Below are 14021 nucleotides of genomic sequence, written 5' to 3'. Positions count from 1 at the left end.
CTAAACCTTCGGCGGGTCAATCGGCGATGGCAACGGCCACTTCCCAAACAGCGACATCATGTCCGTCACCCCCAGCGGTCGCGGCATGCAATACAACTCGCCGTAATCGTAACCCCCGCCCGCACCCTCATAGCCGGCCGTGGAAAGCATGTAGTGCTTCAGGTTGGCGAACCGCTTCGATGGGAACTGCGACCGGTAGCACTCCACCGCGGCAATCTTCTGCTCGATCGTGCTGCTGATGTCCACGACAAACTGTGCATGGAAGTGCGGAATCTCCGCCGATCGCGGAATGGCCCGGTAAACGAGGTGATCGACCCGGTGCGGCGGCGTTCCGCCGAACCGATCGTCCCATTTCGTAAGCTGAGAATAGAACCGCGTCGCCTCGGTGATGAGCTGCGCCTGGTAATGGTCCGGCGATGCCGCGACCGTGCGTCCGGCGATCCCGACCAGCACCCGCGGTCGGTGCTTCCGTACGACGCTGGCCAGCGCGTACCGCGCCTCGGGACCGTCCATGAGCACGCGATTGGTGAGTCCGACGATCTCGACGACCTGCGCGCCGAGAATATCCGCCGCGGCCCGCATCTCCTTCACCCGCGTCTCGGGGTCCCCCAGCGGTGTCGGCTCGCCGTTGGTCAGGTGGACCATCGCGACGCGATAGCCCTGCTTGACGAGCAGGGCGATCGTCCCACCGCAGCCGATCTCCAGGTCGTCCGGGTGGGGAGCGGTAAAGAGAATGTCTACGGCATCCGACACGACAGGCCCATCATAGGACCCCCCCACCCGTGCAACAAGTCGCTCGGGCAGGCGCTTACGGACATCCCGCGCCGACCAGACAGTCGGCAAACAGGTCCACGTCCGCCTGGTTGATCACGCCGTTCTGGTCCATGTCCGCGCATCCGCAAGGCGGCAGCACGCCCGGCCCGGCGAGGAAACAGCCGACGAAATCGTCGATATCCTGGCCGTCCACGGGAACGATCGCGTCGACGTTTCCGAGTACGCTGGGACACGGACAAACGACCGGCGACGGCTCACATTCATCAAGGGTGCCGTTGTTGTTGCAGTCGCCCGCCGTACCGGCCGCGATCTCGCATTCGTCCAGTGTCTCGTTCAGATTGCAGTCGTCCGAATTCGTCACCACGGCCGTCAGAACGATTTGGTCAATCTGGCAACCGAACGTCGTATTGGAAACGGCATCGCGGGAATCGAACTTCCAGGCGAGCGTGATCGTCTGGCCGGCATAACCCACGAGGTTGACCGTCCGCGTCTCCCACGTCGACTGGTTGCCGCCCAGGCTGATGTCGTCCACCTCAACGCCGTTCACGGTTACCCAGGCCCAGTCGCGGCCGCTGACATTCGAATTACCCTGTTGCCCCGAATACGCCGAGCAATAGGTCAGTGTCAGCGAAGCGGTATCCGGATGGACCGCCACCGGCGGCGCCGTCATCGAACCCAGGGTAAGCGCCCCGGTATTGAAGTTGCACTGCGCGTCAATGCCGTAATACGCCCATTGTGTGGGGTCGCACGTATTGGAACGCGGACAGGCCGACGTCGCGTGCCACAGGCCGGTCGCGCTCCATCCTACCGGCATCCCGCCCTCAAAGTCTGCCGAAACCAGCGCGAACACGCCGTCAAATTGGCACTCGTCCGGCACACCGTTCGAATCGCAGTCGTCGCTGGTCCCCGTCGCCACATCGCAGATGTCGAGGACCGAATTGGTGTTGCAATCCGCCTGCGACTCGCATTCGTCTGGAATCAGGTTGGTGTTGCAATCTGCGCCCGCACCCAGCGGTGGAACCTCACACTCATCCGGAATGCCATTGTTGTTGCAATCCGGACTCGATCCGCTCGCCAGATCGCAGATATCCAGGATGCCGTTGGTATTGCAGTCGTCCTGCGGATCGCAGGCATCGGGGATACCGTTGGAATCGCAGTCCGGACCCGGACCGATCGGCGGAACGTCGCAGACGTCCGGCACGTCGTTATTGTTGCAGTCCGGCTCGCACTCATCGGGCACAAGATTGGAGTTGCAGTCCACCCCCGCGCCGAGCGGCGGCACTTCGCATTCATCGGCAATATCGTTGCCGTTGCAATCCGGCTCGCATTCGTCAGGAATGTCGTTCGAGTTGCAGTCGTCCGACCCGCCGGCAATCTCATCCGCGTCCGAGATGCCATCCGTATCGCAGTCGTCAATGTCTATATGCATGTAATAGACATCCTGCTCGCCGTTGAAGGTCGCGGAATAAGTGACGTGCGTCCCGCCGAGATCCGAATACACGTCGTAATAGTCGCCGATCTTGTTCTGGTTCGGCCAGCCGATCAAGGAATCGAACTGCGGCGTCTTGGCGACGTTGGCCGTCCACGTCGTGCCCTCGTCGATCGAATAGGAATAGTACACACTCGATAGATTGCTCCCACCCGGGTTGTCCCGCGTATCGTTCCAGATCACGTCGATCCGTCCGTTCGGAGCCACTCCCATCGTCGCAAACCATTGCCATGCGCCATTATTCGTCGGGTCGTCGTTCACCCGAACGGGCGCGCTCCACGTCTGACCCCCATCGATGCTTCGAGAAAACATCACATCCAGCGGATCGGCCCCCGGCGGGTCGACCGAACTGAGCAGGTATACATGGCCGCGATTGGGCCCGGCGGCATGGTTGACACCGACCCACACCTGCCCCAGCAATCCCCCCGGATTCGGCGCGCCCGCGCCCTGCAAAGACCCGCCGAGCAGATTACCCACCGCCAACGCGTCCCACGTCGGCGTGACGTTCGGGTTGCGCGCATCCGAGGACCGCACCACCACAAATGTCGAATTACTGAACGACGGAAAATCGACACCCGCGATGTACACTTCGCCGTCCGGGCCCACCGCCAGCGTCCCGAACACCGAAGGCACCGGGGTATCGATCGGCGTCATCCAGGTCAGCCCGGCGTCCGTCGAGCGCGTGAACAGGCCCACCTCCGCCACGCACGGGGCCCCGAAGCTCCACGCGGAATAGATATTCCCCGCACCCATCCCGCTCGTGCGACGATCCACCTCCATCCACGCCTTGTCCCCACCGAGCATGTTCGTGCTCAGCGGATAGGTCACCCCACCGTCCAGCGAACGATACGAGTCCATGCAGAAGGTGCCTTGCAGGCTGCAATAGAAAATCCGTCCGAACCCGTCCGCACGCAGAACCGGATCACTCCGAAAAACGCCGGGGTTCAGCACGCCGGGAAACGTCCACGTCGTGCCGCCGTCCGCCGTGTACGCGTTGCCCGCCTGCCGAAAATTCGACGCAATGGTGTCAAATTGCCGCCAGCCGATCGCCATGCGGCTGGGGTCGCTCGGATCAACCGCGATAGAGGGCTCATTGGCCGCATCGCCGGGGATGTTCATCCCGGCCCCATCCACATTGACTTGCACGCTGCCCGCCGGCGCCCGCGGAATCACGCTGACGCCCACGGGAGCTACTGTCCCGCGCGGGGCGTAGGGATCGCCAGGCCGTTCCAATACGACCGGTGTCCGTGGTGTCTGGGTTCTCGATTCTTGAGCGAAAGCCGTCGTGGAAACAACCAGTTGGAAACTGACAGCGCAGAACAACACCGCCGTCGAACGCGATGGATAACGCACAGAGATCTCCCTTCAATAATCGCCCGGATGCGAGGACGGTTCCGGGCTCCCCTACCGTTCGCGCGGTGGCCCGCGCGCAGCGGGAACTCCGCATCGATATTGCATAAAGTCCGATGGACCTCAGAGGTCCATATTACCCGATAATTGCTTCGGATTGCAAGGATTCGATCGTTCGGCCCCCCACCTCAATCGAGGTCCTGCCGCGACATGGGCTTGTGAGAAAAACAATGTGCGAGATTGGGCATCCTTTCCCCCATCTCCTCGAAGTTGGACGCCATCTCCTCCGTCCCCCCGATCTCCACGGCCAGCGACTCCGCGCTCGCCTGAATGTGCCCGACGAGTGTGTCGAGAAGCTTGTTGATGACCCCATCGGCGTTCGGCGTCAACACCTCCATTTGCCCATACAGCCGTCCGACATACTCCATATCCGACCCGTTCAGCGCGATCCGCGAGATGGTGACGGCCGCGGCAACAATGCGCTCAAACCGGTCCTCCGCGCCCGGCGCGGCCACCGGCGGCTCGTCATGATGATGCTCGACTGCCGAAATTAGATGCGGATCCAGCTTCCAGTCCGTCAGGATCGCCGCTCCGACCTGCGCGTGCGTAATGCCCAGCGCGCGGTGCTCGATTCGCTCAAGATCCGCCTGCGGGGCCGCATACCACTCCTTCAATAACGGTCGATACGTATCGGTGATCCCATACGCCAAGAGTCCGATCCCGATGTCGCAAAGCAGCCCCGCCGTGCCCGCATCCTCGGCCGACGCCGGCAGCAGTTGCTTGCAAAGGTCGTGCGCCGCGACGCTGATCGCCAGCGCCGATTGCCAATACCGATGCGGATGAAATCCCGGCGGGCACGCCTTCCCCAGACCGCTCACCACTTGCTGATTGATCACCGCGGCGCGCACGCGCTTGAGCCCCAGCCGCACGCACGCCTCCTGAACAGACGACGTCGTCCGCGTCCCGGCGTATAGGGCGCTGTTCACTTCGCGCAGTAGCTGAAGCGTCAGTGCGCCGTCCCGGCTGATCGACTCCGCGATTTTTCGCGTGTCGCAGTTCGGATCCTTGCTGAGCGACAAGATCTTGGCCACGGCCTGCGACGGGGCCGGTACCCGGGGGTTTTCACGAATCGTCCTCAGAATCTGGTCCGGCGTCGGCATGTCCAAGACCCGCCTGGGTGGGCCGAAGTTCGCCTAAGGCGCACGACAGCTCGCGAGGTAGCCCTGCACGCGAGGTTGCTGGGGATTGAGCGCCAGCGACCGCTCCCACGCCGCCGTTGCCATCCTCTTCCACGCCGCCCGCTTTTCCCGATGGTACATCTTGATGAAGCTCGTCCCGAGATTGGCGTAGCAGTCCGCATCGTCGGGCCGGATGGTGAGCACGTCGCGATAGAGGTTGATCGCCGCCAGGGGATCGCCGACCGCCTCATGACAAGCGCCGAGGTTGAACAGCGCATCGGGGTCCTCCGGCTTCAACCGAACGGCCTCCTCGAACGACGCCAGCGCCGGCCCGTACTGTTCTCCGCGAATGTGCGCTATTCCCTGATCGAAAAGCGATTTGAAACGCTGGTCTTTCTCCGCCGGTGTCAGTGCCTTGGGGCTCTCGTCCTGAATCTCGACGCGCGACGCCACGGGCGGTGTCTTGTATCTCGACCCGCACCCCGCAGGCGCGAAGACGACCGCGCCGGCGATCGTCATCATGGCGAACCAGGTTGGTTTAAGGAGCAACATCAGTATTCGTCCCTGAATCGCAGATCGTGCCCTTCGACGCCGCTTTTCTTGCGGGTTTCGGCTTGGGTACCGCTTCCTCGTCGGCAGGAGGTCCCATCGGATTCGCTTCTGGGGGACGCGTATCGATCACCGTCTCGCCCTCCATCTCCAGAGTGCGCGGCTCATTGGGCGCGGGACCCGGCGATCGCACCGACTTCATCGTCTTCGGCGCCGTCGTCGGACTGGGCAATTCCGGGCACGCCGCCGGTTCCTGCGGCAGGGGCTCATCATACTCCGTCTCCTCCGGCGGGTCGCTGAACATGGGCTTGGGCGGCTCGTATTCGGTCGGAATCTCAAAATGCAGCGGCACGTCCTGCAACCGCTCCACCTGCTTGAAGTGCGGTTTGTACATCTCGAACACCCGCTGGTCGCGCTCGCTGATCTCCGACGCGCACTCGATATGCGCCGTCAGAAAGATCAGGAGATCAACCCGTTCCGACCCCGGATTCTCCTGCCGGAAAAAGATATCCAGGATCGGGACATCCCCAAGACCCGGAACCTTGTTCGCCTGGTGCGCCTTCCGGTCGCTGATCAGCCCGCCCAGGACAATCGTCTGTCCGTCGCGCAGAATCACGCGGGTGTCCAGTTCCCTGGTTCGAATCCTCGCGATGCGCAGCCCCGTTGTGCCGACAACGTCGTCTCCCAGCGTGCTGGTCGCGGGATGGATCAACATGCTCACCGTCCCATCCGCCATGATCGTCGGAGTCACTTCAAGTTGGACGCCCACGGGAATGTACGTGCTGAACGCCTCCGTCACCGTGCCGAAGTTGGAGATGCTGGCCTGGAGGATCGGATATCGTTCTCCAACGAGGATGCTCGCACTGTGGTTGTTGTAGACCAGCATTCGCGGATTGGCCAGAAGCCGGATCGCATTATCCGACTGATTGGCCTGCAGCAGCGCCGTGAATTGGGAGAAGTCAATCGCCCCCATGGCGATACCGGCGGATTGAATCGGATTGCCCAGGTGCGTCCGTCGAATCTGATCGCCCGACGCGAACCCCGCGCGGTTATTGAGCGGCCACTCGTGATTAAGGATCGGCCCGTTCGCCAGGACATTAATATTCCAGTCAATGCCCAGTTGCCGCTGCAAATCCGTGCTCATCTCCACGATCCGAGCCTCGATCAGAACCTGCGGCGGGAGTTTGTCCAGATCGGCGATCAATTCGGAGATCGAATCGATATTTTCCGCCAGATCCGTGACCACGAGCTTGCGGGAGTTTCGCGGCTGTTCCATACCGGGCTGCCCGCGCATCGGACCGGTCGTCGAGCCGCCGTTCGCGCCCGCGCCGGCCTGGCCGGGCGTCGTGGCGCCGTTGTTCGAGCCCGAATCGGTGAAGTCACCGGAGAGATTGGAAAGCCGCTGAACTCCATAGTTCCCGCTGCTGTTCTCGTTCAGAACCTTCATCTTCCCGAACCGCGACAGGGCGAATTCAAGCGCGTCCTTCACCCGCTCGGCATCCTGTGAACGAAGCTCGAAGACCCGTGTTTCCAGCGGCGGAACAATCGCTTCTCCCGTCGCCTCCGGCGGCCGGGAAACGGTAATAACATCTTCTTCGACCGTGTAATCAAATCCGTTGTTCAGCGCGATCGACTTCAGCGCCACCTGAACCGGCACCTTTTCGAGGTACACGGACACCTGGCCCTTGACCTCCGGTCCCACCACAAGGTTCAGGCCCCCCTGCTCCGCGACCAGGCGAAGCACGTCGGAGATCTCGCTCTTGGCGGTCTGCATCGTAATCTGTCTGTCCGGCAGTGCGGGCGCCGGTGTGGTCGCCTGTCCATTCGCCGGGATCGAACTCCCCGCGAAAAACACCGCCATCCCTAGCAATGTCACATCTCCCCTGATCATGGGTTCTCCGTTATCGGTTGCACGACTGGCACGTCCTGGCCCAGCTCGTAGCGCAGCGACCATCCCCTCGACTGAAACGTTATCGAGCGTTTCGTGATCTGACTTACCCTAAAGTCCGTTTCCACAAAGTCGCCGATCCCCACGAACTGTCCGGAGACAATGGCCCGCCATTCCTCATCGACCCTCGCCACTCCCGTGAAACTGAGCCGCGGTGCCGTCGGCGCCTCGGGAGGAGGCGAATTCTCGGACGCCGCCGGCGCGCTGCCCTTCATCTCGACCATCAGGCTCGCAAACGGGTCGCGGCCCCACGGTTGGCGCGCGGCCTGATCTTGCGCCGTCCTCAGCGCCGCCGATTCACGCTCCCGCGCCTTTGCCACCGTCGCGGCCGCCACTTCGGTGGGCAGTGGCCCCGCCTCGGCCACGGGCGTTTCAGCCTTCGCCGCCGACGGCAGGTACGTCGTCACTACCACATACACACGCCACACGAGGATGACGCTCGCCGCACACAGGACGGTCACGACTTTTTTCTTGCGTGCGTCCATCAGGCACCCTCTTTTTTCGCCACCGGCGGCTCAAACGCTTCCACCGTAATGTCGGCGGACAAAGTATCGATGGGTTGACCGTTTTGATCCGCGGCCCGCCCCATGCGCAGCCCCACGACGCGCACCGGCAGCCGCTGGCTCCTGCACAAGTGCAGGTACTCAGCGATCTGGCGATAGGAGCCAACGACGGAGACGCGGTAATTCGCGCAGGATGGTTCCGCCGCGCCAGGTGTCCTGGCGGCGGCAATCGGTTGAATTTCACGGACATTGAGCTGCGCCTTGCGCGCCGACGCCATTAATTCCGCCTGCACCAGGGCCGGCTTCCGAACATCCTCCATCCTCTGTCGCAGGTGGCTTTCTCGCTCTTCAAGCTTGCGACAATCTTCCGGCGACAACATCACCCCTTGCGCGCTTTGGATGGCCGAGTCCAGAGTCGTTCCCAGTTCGTGAAGCTGGTGGATCTCTTGCGCGGCGCTCGTCTTCAGCGACCAGGCATACCCGGCGCTGACAAAAACAACGCACAATCCCGCCAGGGGCGGCAACCACGCTCTGAAATGCTTGAATGCTTGCGGCATGGCTTAAGCCCTCGGCTTCTCCTGCGGATAGGCCAGGTCCAGCCGGACCGAAATCGTCCCGATCGCCTGTGGATCTTCCGAACGATGCGACTGGTTGGCCGACATCATCTCCACGCGCTCAAAGAAACTGCTGCGTTGGAGCATCAATAGAGTCTGCGTCGCCACTTCGTCAAACGACCGGCCCCCGCTTCCAACATACACTTTCGCATGGACCGTCAGGGCCAACCCCTCTCCCTCGCTTCGTGCGACGTACTCGGTCGCCTGCACCTCGCGGGGCAGCAGTAACGATAATTCCTTGAAAATCCCCACCCAATGCGGTGTGGCCATCGCGAACTCATCGATCCCGCGCTGCAAAGTCTGCTCCGATGCCTGAAGGGCCGTCCATTTCTGGCGATCCCCGACCAGCTTCTGCATGTCCGCCAGCGCCGTTTGCTGCGCTGCAACGCGCGTCTGCATGTTTCGATCCACCCGGCTGAAGAGAAACGCCATGACCAGGATCGCCGCCGCCACCGCCGGCCCGCAGATCGCCATCGATCGCCGCACGCGATGGACCGTTCGCTCACGAAGAATCTCCGGAGGAATCGCGTTCGGAAGCCCCGCCCAATCCAGCGCCGCGACCGCGCTGATGGCGAACGAATCCGGCTCATCGGTCGTTCCCCCATCGGACAGGGCAATGAACGCACGAGCGCCCTGCTCCCGTTGGACCGGAATGCTGATCCTCGCGGCAATCGCCTCCGCCAGCCCCTTGATGGACGCCCCCGGACCCACCAGCCGGATCGACTGCACGGCGCCGCTCCCCGCGCACGTCGTCGAAAAGGTGATCCACTGCGTCAGTTGCTTGACGATCTTCTGCAGCGGCGGCTCCAAAAGCGGCAGCAGCCGGTCTCCCGTTACATTCAGTGAGGCGATCGTTTCGTCCGCCCCGGGAATCCCGATCTCCGCCCGCAGCCGTAGGGCCCGGGCCTCGTCCAGTTGAATCACCTCTTCGCCAGAGATGATCGGCCGCATCAAGGCCGACGTCAGATCCCCCGCCGCGACCGGCAGCTCCGTCGCCACGCTCACCGAGTGGCTCCCGTGAATCACCAGCGTTCCGATTCGCTCATCGATGTGTAGAACCGCCTGGATCGCCGGATCGCCGCGACGCAGCCGCTCCGTGCACGACGCCAGGACATCCGGCCCGGCACACACGGCCGCCAGACGGAGTCCGCACATTTCGGCCGCCCGTGTCGCCGCCATGGCCAGGTCCCGGTGAACCGCCGTCGACTGAATTCGCAGGTTCTTTGTGTCCCCCTCGACGGAATACCCCACGGTCCGCATGGCCACAATCGCCTCGGCGATCGGAAAGTGAAGCTGCTGGCCGAGCTTGAGCATCACCGCCTGCCGCATCGCCGCCTTGGCCATCTGCGGCAGGTCAAAATACTGACACGCCGTCAATGAGCCGCTAACGACGCAAACCAGCTCCCGTCCCTCCCATTGCTGCTCCCTGACGTGCGCGGCGAGGGCGTCGACGGTCAACTGATCCGACAGTGCGGTCTGGTCGGCGTTCTTTTGGTTGGATTTGAACGAGCAAGGTGTGCCGATTTCGACGAGGTCGGGCAGGATCGTCGCCGGGACCAGCCGGAGTTCATCCGCAAAGACTTGCAGAACTAGTATCTCGCGGCTCGTTGACATCCTTGTCTCCGATCAACATAGGTCCTATGGGTCCACCAATAGGTCCTATTTCCTACTGCAACTCGAACTGGATCACCCGCCGATAGGTGCTCCACGGAAGCGTCGTCTGCACCGGCCGGCCCCACGCCTTATAAGTGTCCGGATTCGAGCCGGTCTTTTCGACGAAAACGATTCCCGTCGCCATCGTCGGGTCGTCGGTCCCATTACCGTTATTCGATATCGTCCCAATAGCGAGGTCACTGTCGTAATCACCCGGCGAGCCCGTGCCGACGCCGTTCAATTCCGCCAGCGTCATCTCCACCCCGCTCTCCGCGGCATAAAATGCGCCCGTGCTGTAGAAGTAACTCAGGCTGGCGCTGTTCGTGACGGCCGTTAGTTGGAACAGCCAGAGAGACATCGTTCCGATAATCAACAGCGCGGCCACAAACGCAACAATTGCCACCCCACGGCGAGACGGCGAATGAACGCTTTGGGTTCTGCTAGGGATCGGTCGTGACCTCATCCATGAAACTCCGCAAATAAAGGGAAGTTCTCAGTTTGACGCGCTGCGTGCCTCGCGCGAGATCCAGGGTAATCTGAACGCGCCGGACATCCTCTCGATCCACCGCCCCCAGCGGCAGCGGCATCATGGCCAAACCGGTGCGCTCGTAATAGGCCAGGCCGAACCCCGACACATCCTTCACCAACGGGCGCCATGTCGTCCCGTTGTCCGTCGTCATCTCCACCATCCCGCCCCCGGAAACGTAACGAAACCCGGTGTTTCCGAAGCTGATCTGACTCGCGGACGCCGTGCTGATCTGCGCATTCCCATTGAGACACGGAGTAGGATTAGCGGGGCAATCATCGCCTTGTTCGATTTCCCGCACGTACCGCGCCATGACTTCCATCGCCATGGCGCCCTCATCAGCCAGCTCCCCGCGCGCCGCGACGTCCCCACGCTGCGACGAAGCCGTCCACAGCAGCATCCCCGCCGTTCCGCTGATGATCGAGCCGACCACGATGCATACAACGAGTTCGATTAGCGTAAACCCGCGACCCGTCATAGGTCCTATTCGTCCCATGGGTCCTGTTCTTTTCTTCATAACTGGAAATCCGCGAACAAATGCTCGACCACCATCCGCTCCGCCCCGCCGTTCCAGCCCACGCTCACCCGCACGCGCTTGTAACCCACATCACTCCCGGAAGTCGTGATCGCGCCCGTTCCATAATCCACCGCCACCGTCTCCACGACCGTCGTCCGCGAGAAAAGTGGAAATCCCGTTACCGCCGGCTCCGTCCCGGCCATCGAGCCCAGTTGGTCGTACCCATCCGTCCCCTGGTACCGCCGCGCGACAACCGCTTCCATCCGGTCAATCGCCAGCAACGATGCCACCGTCGAATTGGACGGACGAATGGACTGCCTCGACGCATCCGCGAACGACGCCACCATCGGCGGCAGCGCAACCGAGAGAATCACCAGCGCCATAACGACCTCAATGATCGTCACGCCGTTTCGTGTGCGGCACCGGCGAATAGCCGGTGTAGCTTCAAGGTGGCTGTTCATCCCGCGCGCTCCACGAACCCCGTCTCCGGGTACAGCGTGATCGTCACTCCATTGGAAAGACTGATCGTCCCAATCGCCGTCAGCGCGACCCCGGACCCATCGTACGGAACCCCAAAGTTGTCAAACTCAATCTCGCTCGTCGAGTTGATGTTTACCGCCGAGATCGACACATTCTGATATGCCCCGGAACCGAATTGAATCGGCGCCGTCGTTTGATCGAACGGATGCATCACCGCCTGACGCCCGGCTTTTCCCGGGTTCGCCGGGTCCTCCACGTACAACCGATAGTCATTCGTCGTGGTGCTCAGAACCACCCACGTCCGCAACCCCGACGACAGCGCCAGCCGCTGCATGAACCGTACGTCCGTCGTGATCCGCGCCGACGCGGCTCGCGAACGAACCAACCCCATATACGCCAGCGTCGGCGTCCCCACCGCCGCGGCCACGACGCCGAGAATCACCATGACGGTCACCATCTCCACCAGGGTGAACCCGGCCCGTGGGGCGCCGGCTCCTGGCCGGTGCGAATACCTGATTGTCATGGCGTCTGACGCCGACATTCCATCACTCCTAAAGCGCGAAAGCCCCGGCCGTTGGCGCGGCCGGGGCTTTGAAGTTCGCGCACAGGCAAGTCATCTCGCCCATACTTGCCGCATGGCTTAGAACCCGTTCTCGCCGACGCCGCTGGTATTGGTATTGGCCCAGAACTGCCCGTTGGCCGCGTTGTACAGCCAGCCGCCGGCGCCGCCGCTCACGGTGCCCTTGGCCGCCGCCGATGCCGCGACGTTATTCTTTGTCGCATCCGTGTCGAAAGGATTGTCCGGAAACGTGTCGAGCATGACGCTGCCGACCGTTGTCAGGTCGGTCAGGGCCGGATACGTGAGGATCCCGCCGCCGCTGTCGGTCGCGGACTTCGCGTAATAGTTGGCAATGGCCGCCCGAACGCCGCCCAGCGCGCCCTTCGTGGCCGCGATCTTCGCGTCGGTGCGATAATCCAGATAGACCGGCAGTGCGACCGCCGACAGAATGCCCAGGATCACGATGACCGTAACCAGTTCGATCAGCGTAAAGCCAGCCCGATTCCGATTCATGTACTTCCAATTCATTGTTTCAGTTCCTCCAAGTTCGCGGGAACCATTCCGCAAGACAACAACCCTACGATACGTTTTCGCGTCAAGGCAAATGCCGTCACGCGGTGCCGACGAGTTTCAGCAGCTTCCACATCGGTAAAAAGATGGCCAGCGCAAAGAAAAGAACGACCGCCGCCAGGCTGGTCACCATTACCGGCTCAATCAGGGTCGATAATAGCTTCACGCTCCGTTGCGTCTGAATCGCATAATATTTTCGGAGGTAGACAAAGATCTGGTCCGTCCGCCCCGCATACTCGCCGATCGCCAGCATCCGCTTCACCAGCGGCGTTAGCCACCGCGTTTCATTGAACGCCTCCGTCAGCGACCGCCCCCCCTCCACCGACCGCAACATCCCGCGAACGTCCTGCCGCAACGCACTATTGGTCATGCTATCCGCCGTCACGCGCAGCGATTGCGTGATCGGAAGTGCCGCGTCCATGAGCAGATCCAATAACTCGATGAACCGCACCATGTACACCCCGAGCAACAGCTCCCCGAACACCGGCAGTCGGAGCACCTTCTCATCCAGCCACGCCCGTGGTCTTCGATAACTGAATACCCGACGGCACGTGTAAAACACCGCGAGCATTGCCCCGATCACCCACAAATAGTGCTGCGTGATCGCCGCGCTCGCCCCCATGATGATCCGCGTCGGCAGCGGCAGGCTCCCCTCGAATTTTTCAAACATGACCACAAATTGCGGCACCACGAACGTCAGGAGAAAAATCGTAGCGATGATCAGCACCACCACCACCAGCGCCGGGTAGGTCAGCGCCGACTTGATCTGACCGCGCGTCTCCGCCTCCTGCTCCTGATAGCGCGCCAGCGCCTGCAGGACTTCCGAGACCTTGCCCGCCGCCTCTCCCGCCGCAATCGTCTTCACGAAAAGCGGTGCAAAAATCTCGGGCTCGGCATCCAGCGCATCCGCCAGACTTCGCCCGCCCTCGATCCGCCCCACGATTCGTGCGATCGCCGACCGCAACAAGGGATGCCGCGTCTGATCGCCCACCGCCTTGAGACCGGCGATAATCGGAATCCCGCTTTCCGACACCGCCGCCATCTGATGCGTAAAATCCAGCACCGCCCGTCGAAGCCCCCGCCCACCTTTGGTCCGCCGTAACCGCGACCGCTCGCCGACTCCGCCCTTCGCTTCCCCGCCGCCCGCGGCCTTAATGCTGACGGGGATTTTCCCCGACGCCTCCATCTGCACCGCCGCGGCCCGTTGCGAAGCTGCCTCCATGGTCATCGTCCCCAGCTTCCCACTGGGCCCGGCATATTGAACAACGAACTTTGGCACGAGTACCGCTCCTGAACTATGTGGCACCGGCT

At 62.4% G+C, this 14021-nt stretch carries 14 protein-coding genes; all 14 read right to left on the bottom strand.

All coding sequences use genetic code 11. The annotated features are described in order from the left end of the window. The 14 genes from VJZ71_14880 to VJZ71_14815 all read right to left on the bottom strand — a co-directional run bounded on the left by VJZ71_14880 (nucleotide 1) and on the right by VJZ71_14815 (nucleotide 13989). Nucleotides 1-753 (bottom strand): PIG-L family deacetylase, encoded by a 753-nt coding sequence (locus tag VJZ71_14880; GenBank protein HKQ49353.1) that lies wholly within the window; start codon nucleotides 751-753, stop codon nucleotides 1-3. 55 nt (nucleotides 754-808) lie between these two features. Further along, on the bottom strand, nucleotides 809-3616 hold the full coding sequence (locus VJZ71_14875; GenBank protein ID HKQ49352.1) for a sialidase family protein: 2808 nt from the start codon (nucleotides 3614-3616) through the stop codon (nucleotides 809-811). Between the two features lie 185 nt (nucleotides 3617-3801). Next, the gene (locus VJZ71_14870; protein HKQ49351.1) at nucleotides 3802-4773 is read right to left on the bottom strand and encodes an HDOD domain-containing protein; all 972 of its coding nucleotides are present in this window, start codon (nucleotides 4771-4773) and stop codon (nucleotides 3802-3804) included. 33 nt (nucleotides 4774-4806) lie between these two features. Next, complete coding sequence (locus VJZ71_14865) at nucleotides 4807-5343, bottom strand: tetratricopeptide repeat protein (GenBank protein HKQ49350.1); 537 nt, start codon at nucleotides 5341-5343, stop codon at nucleotides 4807-4809. Continuing rightward, a complete protein-coding gene (locus VJZ71_14860; GenBank protein HKQ49349.1) occupies nucleotides 5330-7231 on the bottom strand; it encodes a hypothetical protein in 1902 nt (633 codons plus the stop codon). Before VJZ71_14860 ends, VJZ71_14865 begins: the two co-directional genes overlap by 14 nt. Beyond that, nucleotides 7228-7773 carry a hypothetical protein gene (locus VJZ71_14855; protein HKQ49348.1) on the bottom strand — a complete coding sequence of 182 codons (546 nt, stop codon included), beginning with the start codon at nucleotides 7771-7773 and terminating at the stop codon, nucleotides 7228-7230. The genes VJZ71_14860 and VJZ71_14855 overlap by 4 nt, the downstream gene beginning before the upstream one ends. After that, nucleotides 7773-8348: a hypothetical protein gene (locus tag VJZ71_14850; protein ID HKQ49347.1), complete on the bottom strand. Its 576-nt coding sequence runs from the start codon at nucleotides 8346-8348 to the stop codon at nucleotides 7773-7775. The genes VJZ71_14855 and VJZ71_14850 overlap by 1 nt, the downstream gene beginning before the upstream one ends. Before the next feature lie 3 nt (nucleotides 8349-8351). Then, nucleotides 8352-10019, bottom strand: coding sequence for a hypothetical protein (locus VJZ71_14845; GenBank protein HKQ49346.1), 1668 nt, complete (start codon nucleotides 10017-10019; stop codon nucleotides 8352-8354). Between the two features lie 52 nt (nucleotides 10020-10071). Continuing rightward, on the bottom strand, nucleotides 10072-10416 hold the full coding sequence (locus VJZ71_14840) for a hypothetical protein (GenBank protein ID HKQ49345.1): 345 nt from the start codon (nucleotides 10414-10416) through the stop codon (nucleotides 10072-10074). An 82-nt stretch (nucleotides 10417-10498) separates the two neighbouring features. Next, nucleotides 10499-11101, bottom strand: coding sequence for a prepilin-type N-terminal cleavage/methylation domain-containing protein (locus tag VJZ71_14835; GenBank protein HKQ49344.1), 603 nt, complete (start codon nucleotides 11099-11101; stop codon nucleotides 10499-10501). Then, entirely contained in the window at nucleotides 11098-11562 is a 465-nt protein-coding gene (locus tag VJZ71_14830) for a prepilin-type N-terminal cleavage/methylation domain-containing protein (GenBank protein HKQ49343.1), read from the bottom strand. Before VJZ71_14830 ends, VJZ71_14835 begins: the two co-directional genes overlap by 4 nt. Further along, a complete protein-coding gene (locus VJZ71_14825; protein HKQ49342.1) occupies nucleotides 11559-12122 on the bottom strand; it encodes a type II secretion system protein in 564 nt (187 codons plus the stop codon). The genes VJZ71_14830 and VJZ71_14825 overlap by 4 nt, the downstream gene beginning before the upstream one ends. Before the next feature lie 99 nt (nucleotides 12123-12221). Next, nucleotides 12222-12653 (bottom strand): prepilin-type N-terminal cleavage/methylation domain-containing protein, encoded by a 432-nt coding sequence (locus VJZ71_14820; protein ID HKQ49341.1) that lies wholly within the window; start codon nucleotides 12651-12653, stop codon nucleotides 12222-12224. A 97-nt stretch (nucleotides 12654-12750) separates the two neighbouring features. Further along, nucleotides 12751-13989 carry a type II secretion system F family protein gene (locus VJZ71_14815; GenBank protein HKQ49340.1) on the bottom strand — a complete coding sequence of 413 codons (1239 nt, stop codon included), beginning with the start codon at nucleotides 13987-13989 and terminating at the stop codon, nucleotides 12751-12753. Between the last annotated feature and the right edge of the window lie 32 nt (nucleotides 13990-14021).

It is taken from the genome of Phycisphaerae bacterium (assembly GCA_035275405.1).
Classification (GTDB): Bacteria; Planctomycetota; Phycisphaerae; order UBA1845; family UTPLA1; genus DATEMU01.
The sequence above is the reverse complement of the archived record's forward strand: the minus strand, read 5'-3'. Positions and strand labels throughout refer to the sequence as shown.